The 20451-nt window shown below is 65.0% G+C and carries 17 protein-coding genes and 1 pseudogene; 12 read left to right on the forward strand and 6 right to left on the reverse strand.

The window, feature by feature from the left end; all coding sequences use genetic code 11:
* Nucleotides 1-555 precede the first annotated feature (555 nt).
* Genes D618_RS0104715 through D618_RS0104755 form a run of 9 tightly spaced genes read left to right on the forward strand, consistent with a single transcriptional unit; the run spans nt 556 to nt 11561 of the window.
* The gene (locus D618_RS0104715; RefSeq protein ID WP_017670344.1) at nt 556-1638 is read left to right on the forward strand and encodes a putative urea ABC transporter substrate-binding protein; all 1083 of its coding nucleotides are present in this window, start codon (nt 556-558) and stop codon (nt 1636-1638) included.
* Between the two features lie 38 nt (nt 1639-1676).
* Nucleotides 1677-2492 (forward strand): ABC transporter permease, encoded by an 816-nt coding sequence (locus D618_RS0104720; RefSeq protein WP_026091296.1) that lies wholly within the window; start codon nt 1677-1679, stop codon nt 2490-2492.
* A 2-nt stretch (nt 2493-2494) separates the two neighbouring features.
* Entirely contained in the window at nt 2495-3295 is an 801-nt protein-coding gene (locus D618_RS0104725; protein ID WP_017670346.1) for an ABC transporter ATP-binding protein, read from the forward strand.
* Between the two features lies 1 nt (nt 3296).
* A complete protein-coding gene (locus D618_RS0104730) occupies nt 3297-3773 on the forward strand; it encodes a CopG family ribbon-helix-helix protein (RefSeq protein ID WP_026091297.1) in 477 nt (158 codons plus the stop codon).
* Nucleotides 3770-4594, forward strand: a complete 825-nt coding sequence (locus tag D618_RS0104735; RefSeq protein ID WP_026091298.1) for an urea amidolyase associated protein UAAP1 — start codon at nt 3770-3772, stop codon at nt 4592-4594. The genes D618_RS0104730 and D618_RS0104735 overlap by 4 nt, the downstream gene beginning before the upstream one ends.
* Before the next feature lie 17 nt (nt 4595-4611).
* Nucleotides 4612-5247, forward strand: a complete 636-nt coding sequence (locus D618_RS0104740; protein WP_017670349.1) for an urea amidolyase associated protein UAAP2 — start codon at nt 4612-4614, stop codon at nt 5245-5247.
* Nucleotides 5244-8834 carry an urea carboxylase gene (gene uca / locus D618_RS0104745; protein WP_017670350.1) on the forward strand — a complete coding sequence of 1197 codons (3591 nt, stop codon included), beginning with the start codon at nt 5244-5246 and terminating at the stop codon, nt 8832-8834. The genes D618_RS0104740 and uca overlap by 4 nt, the downstream gene beginning before the upstream one ends.
* The gene (gene atzF / locus D618_RS0104750) at nt 8831-10600 is read left to right on the forward strand and encodes an allophanate hydrolase (RefSeq protein ID WP_017670351.1); all 1770 of its coding nucleotides are present in this window, start codon (nt 8831-8833) and stop codon (nt 10598-10600) included. Before uca ends, atzF begins: the two co-directional genes overlap by 4 nt.
* A gap of 28 nt (nt 10601-10628) precedes the next feature.
* Nucleotides 10629-11561, forward strand: coding sequence for a hypothetical protein (locus D618_RS0104755; RefSeq protein ID WP_026091299.1), 933 nt, complete (start codon nt 10629-10631; stop codon nt 11559-11561).
* A gap of 48 nt (nt 11562-11609) precedes the next feature.
* On the opposite strand, the gene D618_RS0104760 is transcribed toward D618_RS0104755, so the two are convergent.
* The 5 genes from D618_RS0104760 to D618_RS0104780 form a co-directional block, all read right to left on the reverse strand.
* On the reverse strand, nt 11610-11945 hold the full coding sequence (locus D618_RS0104760) for a UrcA family protein (protein WP_017670353.1): 336 nt from the start codon (nt 11943-11945) through the stop codon (nt 11610-11612).
* Between the two features lie 125 nt (nt 11946-12070).
* Nucleotides 12071-12439, reverse strand: a complete 369-nt coding sequence (locus D618_RS0104765; protein WP_017670354.1) for a hypothetical protein — start codon at nt 12437-12439, stop codon at nt 12071-12073.
* A 17-nt stretch (nt 12440-12456) separates the two neighbouring features.
* The gene (locus tag D618_RS0104770) at nt 12457-14034 is read right to left on the reverse strand and encodes a tetratricopeptide repeat-containing sulfotransferase family protein (protein WP_017670355.1); all 1578 of its coding nucleotides are present in this window, start codon (nt 14032-14034) and stop codon (nt 12457-12459) included.
* Nucleotides 14031-14942, reverse strand: a complete 912-nt coding sequence (locus D618_RS0104775; protein WP_017670356.1) for a sterol desaturase family protein — start codon at nt 14940-14942, stop codon at nt 14031-14033. Before D618_RS0104775 ends, D618_RS0104770 begins: the two co-directional genes overlap by 4 nt.
* Nucleotides 14943-15029: 87 nt before the next feature.
* Nucleotides 15030-15968, reverse strand: a complete 939-nt coding sequence (locus tag D618_RS0104780) for a LysR family transcriptional regulator (protein ID WP_017670357.1) — start codon at nt 15966-15968, stop codon at nt 15030-15032.
* Nucleotides 15969-16170: 202 nt separating this feature from the next.
* Here D618_RS0104780 and D618_RS0104785 point away from each other — a divergent pair, with 202 nt between their 5' ends.
* From D618_RS0104785 to D618_RS20010, 3 genes and pseudogenes are all read left to right on the forward strand, one after another.
* Complete coding sequence (locus D618_RS0104785; protein ID WP_275450220.1) at nt 16171-16653, forward strand: (2Fe-2S)-binding protein; 483 nt, start codon at nt 16171-16173, stop codon at nt 16651-16653.
* Complete coding sequence (locus tag D618_RS0104790) at nt 16653-18914, forward strand: molybdopterin cofactor-binding domain-containing protein (protein ID WP_152414531.1); 2262 nt, start codon at nt 16653-16655, stop codon at nt 18912-18914. The genes D618_RS0104785 and D618_RS0104790 overlap by 1 nt, the downstream gene beginning before the upstream one ends.
* Nucleotides 18915-18958: 44 nt before the next feature.
* Nucleotides 18959-19414: pseudogene (locus D618_RS20010) on the forward strand (NTP transferase domain-containing protein); the annotation flags it as partial.
* A 20-nt stretch (nt 19415-19434) separates the two neighbouring features.
* Here D618_RS20010 and D618_RS0104800 read toward each other — a convergent pair.
* Entirely contained in the window at nt 19435-20436 is a 1002-nt protein-coding gene (locus tag D618_RS0104800; RefSeq protein WP_017670360.1) for an XdhC family protein, read from the reverse strand.
* Nucleotides 20437-20451 lie beyond the last annotated feature (15 nt).

The following is a 20451-nucleotide window of genomic DNA, read 5'->3' on the forward strand; positions in this document are numbered from 1 at the left end:
CTGCACCGTGTGACCGGTGGAAGCGGCGAACCGCAACCCCTGTGTCAGCATCCGTACAAGCTGCCCTTCGATCCACGAAACCTCACTGCACGATTAGTGGTTTTCCTGATTTCGCCGTGTCTGCGGCGATGTCCATTACGGTATGGATATTACGTAATGGGTCAAGCGTAATATTTGTGCACCTGCTCAGTGTGATTCGAAATCATGTTGCGGTGCACAAGAATGCCGCTTTTCTGCTGGTTTTGGCCGCAACCCCTGTGGCCATGGACGAACGGCTGAAAGCGCATCCGGGCAGGTCAGGGAAGGCCGAGATGCGAATCGCCCCGGTGGAGCCTGCACAAGCGCGATTCGCGCCGACCATTTCAAAACGCTTGGTTTTCCGAAGATATGCAGGGTGATGGGGGGCTTGATACGGCCATGGCGGGCAGATGCAGGCTTGAAAGGAGCCGACCCGCGCTCGACGGCAGGTTATTACCAAATTTATCGTTGGTAATATTTTTCGATGGACAAGCTCTCGGCATGGGGTGATGCTGCACTGCGAAAGGGGATCGAATCATGATGAGGCTGCTGGGGAAAGTCGGGACCATGATCGCGATGGCGGGGGCGCTGATGCTGGCAGCCTGTTCGCAATCGCCAGATCCTGCAGCCAAGCCGCGCACCGAGTTCAACATCGGCTGGTCGATCTATGCCGGATGGATGCCCTGGCCCTATGCGCAGCAAGCGGGCATCGTGAAGAAATGGGCCGACAAATACGGCATCACCATCAACGTCGTGCAGGTCAACGACTATGTGGAGTCGGTCAACCAGTACACCGCGGGCAAGTTCGATGGCGTCACCGTCACCAACATGGACGCGCTGACCATTCCCGCTGCCGGCGGCAAGGATACCACCGCAATCATCGTGGGCGACTATTCCAACGGCAATGACGGCGTTCTGCTCAAGGGGGCCAATTCGCTCGCCGCGATCAAGGGTCGCCAGGTCTATCTGGTCGAGCTCTCGGTCTCGCATTACCTGCTGACGCGCGGCCTGGAAAAGGCTGGCCTCAAATCGACCGACGTCAAGACGATCAACACGTCCGATGCCGATATCGTCGCGGCCTTCAGCGCGGCCGACGTCAACGCTGCCGTCGCCTGGAACCCGCAATTGTCAGTAATGAAGGGCGGGGCAGGGGTGACCCAGGTGTTCAGCTCGGCCGATATTCCGGGTGAGATCCTCGACCTGATGGTGGTCGATACCGCCACGCTCAAGGCCAACCCCAATCTGGGCAAGGCGCTGGCTGGCATCTGGTACGAAACCGTTGCGCTGATGCAGCGTGACGATGCCGAAGGCAAGGCAGCGCGCGCCGCGATGGCCAAGCTCTCCGGCGCAACGCCAGCCATGTTCGACAGCCAGCTGGCAACGACGTTCCTCTACGCCGACCCCAAGGCTGCGGTTGCTGCGACAACCTCACCCAATCTGGTGGCGACGATGACCGCAGTGCGCGACTTCAGCTTCTCCAAGGGCCTGTTCCAGGGCGCAAGCAGCGCCGACGCGGTGGGCATCGCCTTTCCCGGCGGAAAGGTCCTGGGCGATCCAGGCCGGGTGACGCTGCGCTTCGACGATGCCTTCATGAAGCTCGCTGCCGACGGCAAGCTTTGATCGCGCCGGGCGGCAACGGACCAGGGAAGGAAGCACGCATGCGCTGGGTCAACCGCCATCTGCGCCGCAGCGAACGCATCGCGCTGGGTGCCCTGCCGATCGCCTTGCTGCTGATCGTCTACATCGTGATGGCCGCACAGCGCCACGCCGACAACCCGATGGACAAGATACTGCCGCTGCCAGGCGCCATGGCGCAGGCGATGTCGCTGCTGATCTTCCAGACCGACCAACTGACAGGCCAGATCATCTTCTGGGTGGACACGCTGGCCAGCCTGCAGCGGCTGGCTTTGGGGTTGGGGATTGCGACCGTGATCTCGCTGGTCGTCAGCCTGCTTCTGGGCGTGCTGCCCCCGGTACGCGCGACCTTCGGCCCGCTGGTGACCGGCATCGCTGTCATCCCGCCGATCGCGCTGCTGCCGATCCTGTTCATTGCCTTGGGCCTGGGTGAGACCGCCAAGGTGGCGCTGATCGCCATCGGGGTCGCCCCGGTGATGATCCGCGACATAACCGCGCATATTGCCGCGCTGCCCGCCGAGCAGATCGTCAAGGCGCAGACCTTGGGTGCAAGCTCGTGGCAGATCATGATCCGCGTTGCGCTGCCGCAGGCGATGCCGCGCCTGATCCACGCGGTGCGGCTCGCTTTGGGTCCGGCCTGGGTGTTCCTGATCTCGGCCGAAGCGATCGCCGCCGATACCGGGCTGGGCTACCGCATCTTCCTGGTGCGCCGCTATCTCGCGATGGACGTCATCATTCCCTATGTCGCGTGGATCGCGTTCCTTGCGATCGTGATGGATGCGACGCTTGCCTATGCCAACCGCAAGGCCTTCCCCTGGGCACAGGGGGCAAGCCATTGAGCATGCCCGCCAACCCCATCCTCAGCCTGCAGAATGTGTGGGTCGAATATGGCGACAAGATCGTGCTCGAGAAGGTCGATCTCGATATCCAGCCCGGCTCGTTCGTCTCGATCATCGGCCCCTCGGGTGCGGGCAAGAGCAGCCTGCTCCGCATCATCCTGGGGCAGGAGCGCCCGACGCGCGGACGTATCGAACTCGATGGCGCGCCGCTGTCGCCCGAATGCGGGCCCGATCGCGGCGTTGTCTTCCAGAAATACTCGGTGTTCCCGCACCTGACCGTGCTGGGCAACACGATGTTCGGGCTCGAGTGTGCGCAGGCGCCGCTCACCGCCCGGCTGTTCGGCTCGGCCCGCCGCGCAGCCCGGGCTGAGGCTATTGCGATGTTGCAGGCTGTCGGCCTGGGCGACACGCTCGACCAATATCCCGCGCAGCTGTCCGGCGGGATGCAGCAAAGGCTGGCGATCGCGCAGGCCTTGATCAAGCGGCCGCGCATCCTGCTGCTCGACGAACCCTTTGGCGCGCTCGATCCGGGCATCCGCGCGGACATGCACGCGCTGATCAGGACGCTGTGGCGCGATTATGCGCTGACCATCGTGATGGTGACGCACGATCTGCGCGAGGCCTTCACGCTGGGCACGCGCGTGCTGGCGCTCGACAAGCGCCGGCACGATCCGCACGCGCCGCACCGCTTCGGTGCAACCGCCGTCTATGATCTGATACTCGACAAGAAGAGCGACCCGGAAGAGGCTGAGCCCAAAGCTATTCTTTCTGAAGAGATCACTCTCAGCCAGGAGAGCGCGTGACGTGACTACCGAACCGACCAGCGTAGCCAGGCTCTCGATGAGCCTTCCGGGCGAACTGTTTCGCCAGCTCGATATCATGGTGGAAGAGCGCGGCCTGCCGTCGCGGTCGCAGCTGATCGCCGAGCTGATCCGCCATGCGCTCGCCGCGCACGAGGCGCATACGCGGCCCGACGAGATGCTCGCGGGCACGATCACCATCGTCTATCGCGGCGACCGGGGCCGCGTGCGCCATCAGCTGGCGCAGACCCAGGCCGAGTATCTGAAAGAGGTCATCTCCTCGCAACACGTGTTTCTGGAGGATGACCAGTCGCTCGAGGTGCTGCTGGTGCAGGGCCCCGCCGTGCGCCTCAACGATCTGTGCGATGCCCTGCGCCGGGTGCGCGGCGTCCACCAGCTGCAACTTGTCACCACCACCGCCCTGCTGCCGCCGCTCTACGAGCCGGGCGCGGGCGAGACCTCCAAGGGAGCCGCCGCATGACTGCCGTATTGAGCGATCCGCTCGCCGCCCGCGACCACGCCCGCGCCATGGCGGGCACCAAGGTCGAAGCCATGCCAGTGCTGCCACCGGTGGCGGATGATCTGCCCGCCGGTGTCTCCGCCGACGGTCTGGTGTGGGAAGAGACCATCGCGGCCGGAGGCTATGCCACCCGTCGGCTAGCGCGGGGCACGCGGCTGCGGCTGATCGACACCCAGGGAGATGCCTGCGCAGGCCTGCAACTGTTCAATGCCGAGATGCCGACCGAGCGGCTGAATGTCGCCGACACGGTCAAGGTGCAGTGGAACGCCTATCTGGGTGCGGGCAAGCTGCTGCTGTCCGACATGGGCCGCGTGCTGATGAGCATTCTCGAGGACGATGCAGGCACGCACGATGCATTCTGCGGCACCTCGAACGCGGCCACTAACGCGGCCAAATATGGCAACGGGACCAACAGCGGGCCTTGTCCCAATGGTCGCGACCGCTTTCTGCTGGGCGCGGGCAAGCATGGCCTCGGGCGGCGTGACGTGCACCCATGCATCAACCTGTTCAAGGGCGCGAAGATTGCCGCAGACGGTGCCATCGTTCCCGATATCGGCCCGTTCGCGCCAGGGCGCAGCGTCGTGCTGCGCGCGGAGATGGAGCTGATCGTGGTGATCGCCAACGTGCCGCACGTGCTCGATCGGCGCCCCGCCTACACGGTGTCGCCGCTGCGCGCGACGGCGTGGCGCGGGCCGGTGACGCCGCCGGGCGACCCCATCCGCAATGCGACGCCGGAGGGCCAGCGCGCCTTTCTGAACGTCGAAGACCATTTCCGCCGCTGATCCGCAGGAGCAGACCCATGAGCGTCGATCCCTATCTCGCCGGGCTGAACGGCCCCATCGTCCACGATGAAATCGTGGCAGCCCGTGCGCCCTGGCTGCACCATGTCGCTGCCGGGCAGACGTTGCGCATCGTCGATCTGGAGGGAAACCAGGCGGTCGATTTCCTGCTCTATGCCACCGCCAATGATGCCGAGCGCTACAGCGCGCAGGACACGGTCGCCGCGCAAGGCAACCTGTTCCTGCGCGAAGGGACCGTGCTGCGCTCCAACGAGGGCCGCGCGATGATGACCATCGCAGCGACTTCGGTCGATTATCACGACACTATTGGCGGTGCGTGCTCGTGTGAATCCAATACCTTGCGTTACGGACATCACACCAAATCCGAGCACGCCTGCGTCGAGAACTTCCTCGAGGCCAACCTGCTCGAGGGACGCGGCAAGCGCGACATCGTCTCGAATATCAACTTCTTCATGAACGTGCCGGTCGAGCCCGATGGGTCGCTGGGCATTGTCGATGGCATTTCGGCGCCGGGCCTCACCGTCGATCTGCGCGCCGAGATGGATGTGACCGTGGTCGTCTCCAACTGCCCGCAGATCAACAACCCCTGCAACGGCTTCAACCCCACGCCCGTCCGAATGATCGTTGCCGCATGAGCTATGACACCGTCCTGATTGCCAACCGCGGTGCCATCGCCACCCGGATCATCCGCACCTTGAGGCGCATGGGGCTGCGCTCGGTTGCGGTCTATTCGGAGGCCGACGAGGCATCGCTGCACGTTGCGATGGCTGACGAGGCCGTGTGCATCGGCGGTGCGCGCGCGACCGAGAGCTATCTCAACATCGCCGCGATCCTGGAGGCGGCGCGCAGCACCGGGGCAGGGGCGATCCACCCCGGCTACGGCTTCCTCGCCGAAAACACCGAGTTCGCCGAGGCCTGCGCCGAGGCCGGGATAGTGTTCATCGGCCCCAGCCCCGACAACATTCGCACTTTCGGCCTCAAGCACAGCGCCCGCGCGCTCGCGGCGGCGCATGATGTTCCGCTGGCACCGGGCACCGATCTGCTGACCGATGAGGATGACGCCGCTCAGGCTGCCCATGGCATCGGCTATCCCGTCATGCTCAAGGCGACCGCAGGCGGCGGCGGCATCGGCATGCGCATCTGCGAAAACGAGGCCGATGTGCGCGAGGGCTTCGCCACCGTCGCACGGCTGGGCCAGGGCAATTTCGGCGATGCTGGCGTGTTTCTCGAACGCTATATTCGCCGCGCGCGGCATATCGAGGTGCAGATCTTCGGCGATGGCGAGGGTCATGTCGTCGCGCTGGGCGAGCGCGATTGCTCGCTCCAGCGGCGCAACCAGAAGGTGGTCGAGGAAGCGCCCGCGCCCTTGCTACCCGAAGGCATCCGCTCCGCGCTGTATGCCGCGGCGATCCGTCTGGGGCAGGCGGCGCAATACCGCTCCGCCGGTACGGTCGAATTCCTCTACGATGCCGAGCGGCACGAGTTCTTCTTCCTCGAGATGAACACCCGGCTGCAGGTTGAGCATGGTGTCACCGAAGAGGTGATGGGCATCGATCTGGTCGAATGGATGGTGCGCGGCGGGCAGGGCGATTTCGCCTTCCTGCAGGACGCCCCGACGCAGCCCAAAGGCCATTCGGTGCAGGTGCGGCTCTATGCCGAAGACCCCGCCAATGATTATCGCCCGACATCGGGCACGCTGACAGCGGTGACCTTCCCCGCCGACATCCGCGCCGAGACCTGGGTGATGGCGGGCAGCACGGTCAGCGCGTGGTACGACCCGATGCTGGCCAAGCTGATCGTCCATGCCGAAACCCGCGAGGCTGCGGTCGCCGCGATGCAGGCCGCGCTCGACGAGAGCCGGATCGACGGCATCGAGAGCAACCTGCGCTGGCTGCGCGAGGTGGTGCGCTCACCCGAATTCGTCAGCGGCGATGTATCGACGCGGGCGCTTGATTCCATCGAATACCATCCACGCAGCATTCAGGTCGTCAGCGGCGGTACCGCGACCACGGTGCAGGATTGGCCCGGCCGCCAGCGGCTGTGGTCGGTGGGCGTCCCGCCTTCGGGGCCGATGGACGACCAGTCGTTCCGGCTGGGCAACCGGCTGCTGGGCAATCCGGAGGGGACATCGGGGCTGGAGGTCATCGTCACCGGCCCGACATTGCTGTTCAATGCGCCCGCGCGCATTTGCCTGACCGGTGCGGATTTTCAGGCGACGCTCGATGGCGCGCCGGTGCCACGCGGGGCTCCGGTCGATATCGCGGCGGGCCAGACGCTGGCGCTGGGCAAGCTTTCGGGCGGCGGCTGGCGCGGCTATATCCTGTTTGCCGGCGGGCTCGATATCGCGCCGTACCTCGACAGCACGAGCACGTTCGAACTCGGCCAGTTCGGCGGGCACGCCGGGCGCAAGCTGCTCGCGGGCGATACGCTGCATCTGGCGGGCGACACCGTTGGCGATGCGCTCGCGGCCACGACACTGCCCGATCTGGCGGGCGAATGGACGCTGCGCGTGCTCTACGGCCCGCACGGCGCACCTGATTTCTTCACGAAAGAGGATGTCGATACCTTCATCGCTGCCGATTGGCAGGTGCATTACAACTCCAACCGCACCGGTGTGCGCCTGATCGGCCCCAAGCCGGTCTGGGCGCGCAAGGATGGCGGGGAGGCGGGGCTGCACCCGTCGAACATCCACGACAACCCCTATGCCATCGGCGCGGTCGATTTCACCGGCGACATGCCGATCATCCTCGGTCCCGACGGCCCTTCGCTCGGCGGCTTTGTCTGTCCGTTCGTGGTGATTGCCGCTGATCGCTGGAAGATCGGGCAGCTCTCGCCGGGTGACAAATTGCGCTTCGTGCCGGTCAATGCGCACGATGCCTTTGCTGCGGACAGCCTGCAGCGTCGGCTGCTGACTACCGGCGAAAGCCACATGGTCAGCCCGGCTCGGCCGATCGAGACACTGTCGCCGATCCTGGGCGTCATCAGCGAAAGCCCGCAGCGCCCGCGCACCGTCTATCGGCAGCAGGGCGACCGCAACATCCTGGTCGAATACGGCCCGATCGTGCTCGATATCGAGCTGCGCATCCGCGTGCAGGCGCTGCTGACCGAGCTCGAGCGCATGGCCTTGCCCGGGGTGATCGATATCGTGCCCGGCATCCGGTCGCTGCAGTTCCATTTCGATGGCGTCACGATGACGCAGGGCATGGCGCTGGCGGCCTTGATGGCGGCCGAAGAGCGGCTGGGCGATCTGGAGGATTTCACCATCCCCTCGCGCATCGTCCACCTGCCATTGAGCTGGCGCGACCCCGCGATCATCGAGACGATCGAGAAATACATGGGCGCGGTGCGCGACGATGCACCGTGGTGCCCGGACAATATCGAGTTCATCCGCCGCATCAATGGCCTGCCCGATACGGCAGCGGTCGAAAACCTGATCTTCGATGCCAATTATCTCGTGCTGGGGCTGGGTGACGTCTATCTCGGCGCGCCGGTCGCGACCCCGGTCGACCCAAGGCACCGGCTGGTCACCACCAAATACAATCCGGCGCGCACCTGGACCCCGCCCAATGTCGTGGGCATCGGCGGCGCGTATATGTGCATCTACGGCATGGAGGGGCCGGGCGGCTATCAGCTGTTCGGGCGCACGATCCAGGTGTGGAACACCTATCGCCAGACCGACGCCTTTACCGAAGGCAAACCCTGGCTTCTGCGCTTCTTCGACCAGATCCGTTTCTATCCGGTGAGCGCCGATGAACTGACCGAATGGCGGCGCGATTTCCCCAGCGGCAGGCGATCGATCCGCATCGAGCCATCGGAGTTCCGGCTCGCGGACTATCGCGCGTTTCTGGCTGATAACGCCGAAGCCATTTCCGGGTTCGAGGCACAGCGACAGGCCGCGTTCGATGCGGAGCGCGCCGAATGGCAAAGGCTGGGCGAGTTCGACCGCACCGATGTCGCAGAGGTGGCGGTCGCCGCCGAGCAGGTCGAGGTACCCGAGGGCGCCGATCTGGTCGAAACGCCCTTTGGCGGCAGCGTGTGGAAGATGCTGGTTTCGGTCGGCGACGAGGTCGAGGCGGGCGATGCCATCGCGATCATCGAGGCGATGAAGATGGAATGCCGCGTGGACAGCCCCGGCGCGGGAACGATCTCCGCGCTCTATGCGCGCGAACGCCAGTCGATCCTGCCGGGCGAGCCGATCCTCGCACTGACGAGGCACGCATGACCGCGCCCGCCCGTCTCAGTGTCGGGGCCATCGCGCGGGCCGTCAATGCAGGAGAGGCCAGCGCGGTCGCGATTGCAGAAGACAGCCTGGCGCGGATCGCGGCCTATGATGCCGTACAGCCGCAGATCTGGATCAGCCGCACGGCGCCCGACGATGTGATCGCGGCGGCGCGCGCTATCGATGCGCGGGTGGCGGCAGGTGAGACGCTGCCGCTCGCCGGGGTGCCGTTTGCGGTCAAGGACAATATCGATGTCGCAGGGTTGGAGACGACGGCGGGCTGCCCCGCTTTCGCCTACCGGCCTGAAGCTTCCGCCACCGTGGTCGAACGCTTGCTGGCGGCGGGCGCGATCTGCGTCGGCAAGACCAACCTCGATCAGTTCGCCACCGGGCTCAACGGCACGCGCAGCCCTTATGGCGCACCGCGCAACGCGTATAACCTGGCCTATGTCAGCGGCGGCTCCAGCTCGGGCTCGGCCAGCGCAACGGCCGCCGGTCTGGTCGCCTTCGCGCTGGGCACCGATACTGCAGGCTCGGGCCGGGTGCCGGCGGCGTTTCAGCATCTGACCGGCTTCAAGCCCAGCAAGGGCCGGTGGAGCAACCGGGGGCTGGTGCCCGCCTGCCGCACGCTGGATTGCATCACGGTGTTTACCGACGATACCGCTGATGCGCGGCTGATCGATGCCGTGGTCGCGGGTTTCGATGCGGCGGATGCCTGGTCCAAGCCGCTAGCCAACCGCGCGATTGCGCCTCGCACCATCGGCGTGCCGCGGCGCGACCAGCGGGTGTTCTTTGGCGATCTGGATTCCGAGTATCTGTACGACCGGGCGCTGGAAAAACTGGCAACACTGGGGTCAATTGTCGAGATCGATTACGCCCCGCTGCAGGAGGCGGCGCAGTTGCTGTACAGCGGCCCGTGGGTGGCGGAACGCACAGCAGCCATGGAAAGCCTGCTCGCCAGCGACCCCGATGCCATCGACCCGACAGTGCGCGAGATTGTGGCGGCAGGGCTGGAAACCCGCGCGGTCGATCTGTTCAACGGCATCTACCGGCTCGCCGAATTGAAGCGCCATGCCGATACCTTGTGGGAGAGCATCGACCTGATGGTCTTCCCGACGGCTGGCACGACCTACCGCGTCTCCGAACTTCAGGCCGCGCCGATCGCGCTCAACAGCGCGCTGGGGTTCTACACCAACTTCGTCAACCTGCTCGATATGGCCGCGCTTGCGGTTCCTGCGGGCACGCGGGCCAATGGTACCGGTTTTGGCATCACCCTGATTGGCCCTGCCGATACCGACCTTGCGCTGCTCGATGCGGCGGACGCCTATCTTTCGGTGGCCGATCTTCCCGGTCCACCCCCGCTCGATCTGGAGGGTAAAATGCAGACCGTGAAACTGGCCGTCGTCGGCGCGCATCTGAAAGACATGCCGCTGCACTGGCAGCTGACCTCGCGCGAGGCGAGCTTTGTCGGCGCGTTCGAGACAGCGCCCGAGTACCGGCTCTATGCCATCGCGAACAGCGTCCCGCCCAAGCCCGCGCTGGTGCACAGCCCCGAAGGCGCCGCGATCAAGGTCGAGGTGTACGAGATGGGCGTTGCTGAGTTCGGCAGCTTCGTCGTCGAGGTGCCGCCGCCGCTGGCGATCGGCACCGTGACACTGGCCGATGGCACTTCGGTCAAGGGCTTCGTCGCCGAACCGCGCGCGCTGACCGGCGCTGAGGACATCACGCATCTGGGGGGCTGGCGCGCGTACATCGCGCAAATGGCCTGATTTTTCGGATAGTTGGAAAGGGCAGTTGATGCAGAAACTTCGCATGACGACCGCAGCAGTTGCGGCAGGACTCTCCGCTCTTTCGCCGATGGCGCAGGCGCATCCCGAACAGGTGATCGATGTACCCGGCTTTGCCGATTTCCTCGCGGTCGACGGCGACAGCGTCTGGGCCACCAACGATGGCCGCGTCGAACGCTGGTCGCGCAAGGGCAAGATCGCAGGCGTGCCGATGTCCAAGCCCTGCGGCGCGATGGCGATCCTGGACGGATCATTATGGGTGGCCGATTGCAAGGAAAAGGCACTCGTCCGCATCGATACCCAGTCCGCGCAGAAAATCGCGACGGTTCAGACTGGCCTGGCGAGCAGCGGAGAGCTAAACGTGGTGGCCGGGGCCGGGTCGATCTGGGTGGCGAGCGACAATGTGGCGGGCAAGGTTGCGCGCGTGGACCCTGCGACCAATGCTGTGGTCGCCAGCATCACGGTCAGTCCCGGCACCTGGTATCTGGCGTACGGGTTCGATGCGGTGTGGGTTGTCAGCAGCGAGAGCAAGACGATTCAGCGGATCGACCCTGCCACCAACACGGTCACGAAAACAACGCAGCTGGGCAACATCCCCGGCTTCCTGACGACCGGCGAAGGCGCCGTATGGGTGCAGGAGCAGGGCGATGGCACGGTCGCGAAGATCGACCCGGAAACGGGCGAGGTGCTTGGCCGGGCCAAGGTCGGCGCGGTGCTGAAATACGGGGATATCGACACCGGCGCCGGCATGGTGTGGCTGCGCACCACCGAGGACCAGACCTTTGTCGCGATCGATCCGAAGACGCTCGACGTCGTTGCACGGATTGGCAAGGCCGAGGGCAGCGGCGCACTGCGCTATGCGGTAACCGGTCTTTGGACCTCAGCGCATGATGTGCACACGCTGACCTGGTGGCCCGCGCCGATCCTCACGCCCGCGCCATGACCTGTATCGCCACCCGAAGGGGCGGTGGCGATACAGGCAGGGAAACGGTCAGCGCAGCGAGGCGACCTGGGTCGACCGCTTGGGCGTGGCGCTGGCAAGACGGGCTTCGATCTGCGAGCGGACATCGGCAGCGACCGACGCGCGGCACTGCTGGGCCTGTGCCTGAACCGCCAGATGCAAGCCGGACAGACGCTCGCCGCACACGCTGCGCGCGGCCTGATCGACGCGGACGGCAAGGCGCTGCTGGCCGTCAGCGGTGGACAGGTCCAGACCCTGCAGGTTGAGGATCGCCTTGTCCTTGGCAAAGGGGTTTTCGGTGGCGGCTGCGCCCGTGGCGGTCAGCGCGAAGGCGAGGGTGGCGAATGCCACGAGCCCGGTTTTCATATGACATCTCCTGCAAATGACAGACACGGCTCTTTGGCCGCTGGGATCATTCCTAGCAGGAGGCGTCAAAACTTTCAATATATAACACGGTATTGTACTTTTATTACTTCAACCTTGAGGCGTTATTACTTCACCGTGACGACCAGCATCGCCAGATCGGTCTTTGGTGATAGCAGCCCCACCGGTAATCGCGCATCGCGAACCGCCTCATCCACCGCGACCGAAATGGTGCGCGCATGCGGTGCGGACCAGGCACGAACCGTCGAGACGGGGAGGCTTGCGGTCCAGCGATGACGCCCGTTGGCTAGCACTTCATGCCCGTTAATCAAGACCTTGGACGCGGTGCTGGTGCGATGGCCGGATACCACGACGCAGCTTTCCGAACCGCATCCGACCAGCCGGGTGCGCAGCGCGGCACCGTCGCAGGCGGTGGCAGGCACGGCCACTGCTCCAGCCATCAGAACGGCGGTCATGAGCGAAAGGCTGCGCAGCATTGTCGGGCTCCTGCTTGTCATGAGATGGGCACGCCGTGGTCTTCGAAGAACCTGCGGACCGGTTCGAGCACCTCGGCGTGGCGCTTCCAGCGCGCCACCGAGTCGCTGTAGATCGGGCGGCGCACCTGCGCGGCGCTGGGGGTCGAGACCGGCGCGGAGTTGGCGTGGAAGTCCAGGCAGTCGTCGGACCAATCGAGCCCGCAATGATCAAGCAACCGCTCGGTCTGGCCCTGCTGGTCGGCGATCAGGTCTTCGTACTGAAGCTCCAGCACGCGGCCCGGCAATTCGCGCGCCCACAGCGCCATCAGCCGGTCGAAGCGGACATAATACGCCGCGATGTCGAGCAGGTCGTAGCTGTAATCGTAATAGCGCGAGCTCACCGCGAACAGGTTGCGGAAGTTGGCAAGCACCGTGTCCATCGGGTGCCGGCGCAGGCAGACGATTTTCGCTGATGGCAAGGCGCGGGCGATGAAGCCGGCGTACTGGAAGTTGCCGGGAAACTTGTCGGTAAAGCGCAGCGCCGGGTCGCGGCGATGGTGCTGCGCCCGCGCCATATAGTCGCGTCCGATTGCGGCCATGTCTGCGCGCGTGGCGGCCTCGATTGTTTCGGGGTCGAGCACATTGCGGCTGTGCGTGGCGGCGGCCATTTTCACCGCGAGCGGCATGGCCTGCAGTTCGCCCGCGCTTTCCATCGCAGGATGCGAGGTCAGGATGCGGTCGACCAACGTCGTTCCGGTGCGCGGCATGCCGATGATGAACACCGGCGCATCGTCGCTTTCCTGGGCCTGCGGCGCGGTGTTCAGCCGGGGCCACGCAGCCTCGATCGCATCGAAATTGGCCGCATCCTGGGCAAAATCGTAAGTCAGCGCGCGGCGATGTTCGCCATTGGCGGTGCACAATATGTCGAGCGCCTGATCGGGTTCGCCGACGTCTTCGAGTTCCTTGGCCAGCGCATAGCCGAGCAGCAGACGATCGCGGCCCTGTTCGGCGCGCGCGAAGGACTGGCCCAGCCGCGCGACATGGTTGCGATCGGCACTCTGCTTCTGCAGGCTGGCCAGCAGATGGTGCGCGCGCGCGTGGTCGGGCGCCTGTGCGATCAGCGCCTCCAGGGCCGCCTCCGCAGCCGGGGTTCGCCCCAGAAAGTTGAGCGTGACAGCCACGTTATAGCGATATTCGGTATCATTGGGGCGCAGCCGCACCGCCTCTTCGAAATGCGCCAGAGCTGCCGCATGATCGCCCAGCCGCGCATAGACGCAGCCCATCGTGTCGCGGCTCAGTGCATCGGCGGGCAGTGCGGTTTCCGCCTGTGCGAGGATCTTGGCCGCATCGCCATCACGCCGGACCATGATATAGCATTTGGCGAGTTGCGCGCGGTATTCGCCTGCCGGATCGAGGGCCACCGCCTGTTCGATATGCCGGATACCGGCGGTCACCCGGCCTGCAGACGATTCCGCAATGCCCAGCAGAAAATGCCCTTCGGCATCGCGCGGATTATCGGAGAGCAACGATACGGCGAAGCGATGCGTGGCGGACAGGTCGCCATGGTCCAGCGCTGCGCGCGCCGCATCGATCCGCCGGGTGCGCGTTTGCATCATGCCGCGGCTGTGCCTCCGGGCCCATCGGCCGAGGGTGATGCCTTGCGCGACTTGTAGCGGTCGATCAGCGGCTGGAACGGAAAGATGGTCTGCTCCCAGATCGACAGCCGCCTGCGATCATCCTGTCCCACCAGCACGCCTTCGCCCTCGCAATAGGTACCGAAGATGCGATCGAGCAGGATCAGCGAATTGCCATAGTTGCAGCGCGTCGCCTCGTAATCGGTCGAATGATGCAGGCTGTGATGGCGGATCGTGGTGAAGAAGAAGGAATACCAGATCGGCGGATTGGCCTTCACGTTGGCATGCGCGAAGGTCGAGATGACGTTGAGCGTGTTCAGCCCTGCGAACAGCGCCGTCGTGTCGAAATCGAAGAACGCCAGCACGCTCAAGGAGATCAGGAACAGCTCGATCGGATTGCCCACCGCGCCCTTGGCGGCGTTGAGCTGGGTGATATGGTGATGCGGCGCGTGGGTCAGCCAGAACGGCGTCGAATTGTGCATCAGCCGGTGCATCCAGTACTGGCCGAATTCGAGGATGACGATGACCATCATCACCTGAACCAGCCACGGCACCTGCGCCATCCAGGTGGTGTTGATGCCCAGCCATTCCTTGGCCGCGAGCAGCGGATCCTCGGCCAGCGTCTTGCTCAACCAGGCGATGAGCGTGGAACTGAGAACGACATAGTAGAGGTCAGTGACGAACTCCCGGGCATTCATCCGCCAGCCGCTATGGCGCTCGTGCACGAATTCGAGCAGCAGCACTGTGACAGTGATTGCCGACGAGGTCACGATCAGCAGCCATGGCACATCGGTCAGTGATTTCGGCGCAAAGGCCCAGAAAAGCAGCACCATTGCGATCATCGCAGGTGGGATATGGTTGAACAGCTTGTCCTTGAGCGATTCCGTCATGCCGCAGCTCCATTGAGAAGCTGAAGTCTGCGCTGCGTTGCGTCATGCAGGCAGGGGCATTTATCCGATGAAATCCATAGATCTGATCTATGTCGCGCGCATCGCCCGGACGCGCCTGAATACCTCGTCCCAGAACAGCTGGGTCGCCGTGTCGCGCGAAGGGTCTGTCCGGGCGAGCAGGTAGATGTCGTACGAAGGCTCGGCATCGGCGTAGAGCATCGGCCACAACCGCCCTTTGGCGACATCCTCTTCTGCGGCAAGGATCGGAAGAAAGCCGATTCCCACGCCCAGCCTGATAAGCCGCTGCGCCTCGTTGATATCCTCCGCCAGCCCGCTCACCTTGGTGCCCAGGCCATTGCGTCGCCGCAGGTTGGCGATCAGTTCGATCTCGTCCTCGCCGGTCAGGACGAAATGCTCGTCCTTCAGATCGCTCAGCCGCGTGACATGGTGGCCGAACCAGGGGGTGCTGCGCGAACAGTACAGCTGCTGCCGCTCGACCAGCAGGGGTTCGTATTTCAGGCTTCCGCGCACATTGCTGTCATAGCTGACGCCGATCTCGACCTCGCCCTGTTCCAGCGCGTCGAGCACCTGTCGCCACGGCGATACGCGGACTTCGATATGGATGTCCGGGTTGCGCCGGTGAAAGCTGGCGATCGCCTCGTCGAACTCGGGCGAGACCAGCCCCGATACGATCTGGATGCGGACATAGCCTTCGACCCTCCGGGTGGCCTGGGCGATCTGGTGCGGCATCATCCGCGCCGATTCGAGCATGTCCTCGCACAGCGCCATCATGGCCTTGCCCGCAGCGGTCATTTCCACGCCGGTCGCGGTGCGACGCAGCAGCGTTGCGCCGGCATGCTCTTCCAACCGCTTGAGCGCGGCGCTGATGCTGGGCTGCTGTCGGTTCAATTTGCGTGCCGCCGCGCCGATCCCGCCAGCGCGCACGATATCGACGAACGTCCGCAGCAGGTTCCAATCGACCCGGCTGGCAAACTTCCGGTCGATCAAGGGTCCCTGATCCCGCATCGTCACCCTGATCGCCTCCTCATCATCGCCGTGACATAGGCCATATCAATGTCATTTTTGCAATGCGCCATCATTCGCCTATGTCATGAGGCAGGACGGCAGGCTGATATCGCAGAGCGGGACTGCAGGGGCCGTCTTTCCCGTGGCTTGGTCGGTTATTGGTTGCTATGAGAGACTGATTATCACTGGAGGGGGTTTGGCCGTGGCGATCGATTTCAAGGTCAATGGCAAGCAGGTCAGCGTGGATGTCGAGGCGGATACGCCTCTGTTGTGGGTGCTGCGCGAAGAGCTGGAAATGACCGGAACCAAGTTCGGCTGCGGCATTGCGGCGTGCGGGGCGTGTTCGGTGCATGTCGATGGGGCCATCACCCGCTCGTGCAGCGTGCCTGTCAGCGATATCAGCGGAAAATCGGTCACCACGATCGAGGGGCTCAAATCGGCAGACGGCACGCTCCACCGGGTCCAGCAGGCCTGGATCGACGCGCAGGTGCCGCAATGCGGCTATTGCCAGTCAGGCCAGATCATGGCGGCCGTTGCGCTGATCGAGGCCACCGGCACCCCAAGCGATTCACAGATCGACGAGGCGATGACCAACATCTGCCGCTGTGGCACCTATCCGCGCATCCGCAAGGCGATCATCGCGGCGACCGGGCAGGCAGCATCCGCTCAGCAGGGAGACGCATGATGGCCGACAATCCCAATCCCGATATGGACGTGTTCGAGCCCGTAAAGCCGCCGAAGAAGAAAGGCATCAAGCGCCGCTTCTTCCTGATCGGTAGCGCGCTGCTGGTCGGTGGCGGTGCCTTCGGCCTCTATTGGGGCGACAGTTCGGCTGCGGCCCGCGCGAAATCACTCACAGAAACGGGCAACGATCACAACTTCCTCAGCTGGATGAAGATCGCCGAGGACGACACCGTCACCATCTATTCGCCGCACATCGATTTCGGCCAGGGCAGCCATACCGCGCTCGCGCAGATGCTGGCCGACGAGCTGGATGCCGACTGGGCAAAGGTCAGGGTCGAGCAGGCACCGGCGGATGTCGCCTTTGCCAACACGGCGCTGGGCAAGGGTTTTCTGGCCGAGATGTCAGGTGCACCCGGCGTGATCAACGCACTGCCGACCGCCATCATCTCGATGATCGCGCGGTCGATGCCGTTGCAGATTACAGGAGGCTCGTCGGCTATCCGCTATACCGGGCAGGTCGGCATGCGTACCGTGGGGGCAGCGGTGCGGCTGGCACTGGTCGCGGAAGCCGCCGACCGGCTGGGCGTGCCCGAGTCCGAGCTCACCACCGCAGACAGCAAGGTGATCCACGCGAAATCGGGCAAGTCGCTGCGCTATGGCGAACTGGCCGCAGGCGCAGCGCAGCGGTCGCTGCCCGGTTCGCCTGCGCTGAAGAACCCCAAGGATTTCAAGCTGATCGGCAAGCCGATCCCCCGGATGGATATTCCGGCCAAGGTCGATGGCAGCGCGCTCTATGGCATCGATTTTTCGCTGCCCGACATGCGCGTGGCGACCATCGCGGCGGCCCCGGCGCGCGGCGGCAAGCTGGTGTCGGTTGATGAAAAGCCGGCGCTGGGCGTTGCAGGGGTCGAGAAGGTGGTGAAGCTCGACGATGCGGTCATCGTCGTCGCCAAACGCTATTGGCAGGCGCACAAGGGCCTGCAGGCGCTGAGCCCCCGATTCTCCGATGGCGGCCACAACGGCGTGTCGAGCGATTCCATCCACGCCGCCCAGCAATCGCTGCGCAAGACGGGCAAGCCGGAAAACGAGGGCGGCGAAGGCGATGTCGATGCCGCCTTTGGCGCGCCGGGGGCCAAGCCGGTCACCGCCGACTATCGCGTTCCGTTTCTGCACCATGCCATGATGGAGCCGTTTGCCCTCACCGGGCACTACAAGGACGGCAAGCTAACCCTGTGGGGCGGCCTGCAGGACCCGCTAACCACCCGCGCCCGCGCCGCCAAGGCCGCGGGGCTCGATATGGATGCGGTCGTGTTCCACCCCATGCTGATGGGCGGCGGCTTCGGGCGGCGCTTTCCCGACAAGACCGAGATCGTCGATCAGGTGGCGCTGCTCGCCAAGCAGGTTCCCTATCCGGTCAAGCTGGTGTGGAGCCGTGAGGAAGAGGTACGGCACGGCACCTATCGGCCGCAATCGTCGGCACAGCTCAAGGCGGCAATGGGCAAGGACGGCAAGATCGCGGCCTGGCGTACCGATTATGTGCAGAGCGGCGATGCCGAAGCCGAGACGAGCTTCATCTACGCCATTCCCGCCACATCGCGCCGCCATTTTGCCTATCAGTCGAACCAGAATGACGGGCCGTGGCGTTCGGTCAACTCGACGCAGATGGGCTTCTACAACGAAAGCTTCATCGACGAGCTGGCGCATGCGGCTGGCGAAGACCCGTACCAGTTCCGCCGCAAGCACCTGCCCGAAGGCTCACGCCACCGTGCGGTACTCGATATGGTCGCCAAGCGCTCGGGCTGGGGCAGCGCGCTGCCCGAAGGCACCGGGCGCGGCATCGCGATCGTCGAGAGCTTCGGCACCATTGTCGCCGAAGTCATCGAGGCGAGCGTGCGCGAGGATGGCAGCCCCAGGGTGCTGAAAGCCTGGGCGGTGGTCGATTGCGGTACCACCGTCAATCCGCTCAATGCCGAAGCGCAGATTGCCGGTGGCATCATCATGGGGCTGTCGTCGGCGATCGGCGAGGAGATCACGCTCGACAAGGGCGCGGTGGTCCAGAGCAATTTCAACGATTACGACCTTCTCAAGCTCGCTGATGCGCCGCCGATGATCGATGTGCATTTCATCGAAAGCGGCGCGAAGATGGGCGGTATTGGCGAACCGGGCGTGCCGCCTGCATCGCCGGCGCTGGCCAACGCTCTGTTCGCCGCCACCGGCAAGCGCATCCGCACCCTGCCTTTGCGCACCCAGGCCACGGCCTGAGCGAGGGGCGCACCTCGGCTCTGCGCGGCTGGTGCGCGCTGATCCTGGCGGCAGGAGCGGCGCGGCGTTTTGGCGCGCCCAAGATGCTCGCGTTGCTGGATTGCACGTCCGTCATCCGGCGGACGACCGAGGCGGTGATCGCGGCGGGCTTTGACGAGGTCGTCGTGGCGACCGGCGCGCAGCATGCGCAGATTGCAGAGGCGCTGGGCGGGCTCGACTGCGGCATTGTCCAAACGCCCGATTGGGCCGAAGGTATCGCTGCTTCCATCCGCACCGGCAGCGCCGCGCTGGACGGGGTGGAGCAGGGGCTGTTCGTGTTTCTGGGCGACATGCCGCTGGTCCCGACAGGTCTGTGCGAACCGCTGGCCGTTCTGGCGCAGGCGTCAGGCTATGCCGCGCGGCCCAGGGTGGCGGGCAAGCCGGGGCATCCGGTGTGCTTCACTCGCGCCGCTTTGGCCGATCTGGCCAGCTTGCGCGGCGACGACGGGGCCGCGCCGCTGCTTCGGCAAAAACCGGTCGCCTATCTCGATACCGCCGACCGTGGCGCGCTGCTCGACATCGACGCGCCGGACGACCTTGCCGCAGCCGAGCGTGCCTGGAAATCGCGCACCACCTCAGCCACCAGCGACAGCGCGATATCGCGCGGAGCCTTGCCGAAGCCCTGAAGCCCGATTGGGGCGTGCAACTGCGCGATCCGGCCATCATCCACGCCGTGCATCCGCAACAGCGCAATACGCCCCTCAAGTCGCGCCCGCGCCCCGATGGCGCCGACATAGAACGCATCGGACAGAAGCGCGCGGGCCAGCGCGGCCTCGTCATCCTCGCGGTCGTGCGAGAGCACTGCGACCGCCGTCCACCGATCGAGCCCGACCGCATCAAGCGCGTCGGCCGCCGCCGTGCGGTAATAGCCGATGTCGGGGAAGGGCGCGGTCTCGGGGCCGTTGGGGGTGATCAGGATGACCTCCAGCCCCAGCTGCTGCGCCATCGCGGCGCTGGCCAGCACGGTGGCATCCTCGCCGATCAGCACCAGCCGCAGAACGGGTTCGAACAGCCGGGCATAATGCGTGCCGTCCCACAGCGGCAGAGCGTTTTCTGGCGGCCTCGCGCAGCGGATGGTCCCGTCGCTGGTCCAGACGACAGGCGCGCGCGCCGCATAGCCTTCCAGCAGGGTGGCAACCGCCGGATCGTGACTGCCAACCGGCTCGACCAGCACCGAAATGCCGGTGCCACAGGCCAGCTGGATATCGATCCACGGGCTGCCCTCGCCATAGCGCAGCAGCCGGGGTGTGCCGGTTGCCATCACCTCGCGGCCATGCCGCGCAACATCGGCCTCGATGCATCCGCCGGACAGATAGCCCCAATGCTCGTCGTGCGTAATCAGCATCTGCGCACCGATTTCGCGCGGGGCAGGGCCGGATGTTTCGACCAGCGTCGCAACGGCGCAGCGACCCGAAGCAGCAAGCCGGTCCCGCAACAGCGGCCTGATATCATCAACCTGCGCCGCGAGGTGCCATCTGCTCATGCCATGCCTGCTATC

This window comes from Blastomonas sp. AAP53, assembly GCF_000331245.1.
Classification (GTDB): Bacteria; Pseudomonadota; Alphaproteobacteria; order Sphingomonadales; family Sphingomonadaceae; genus Blastomonas.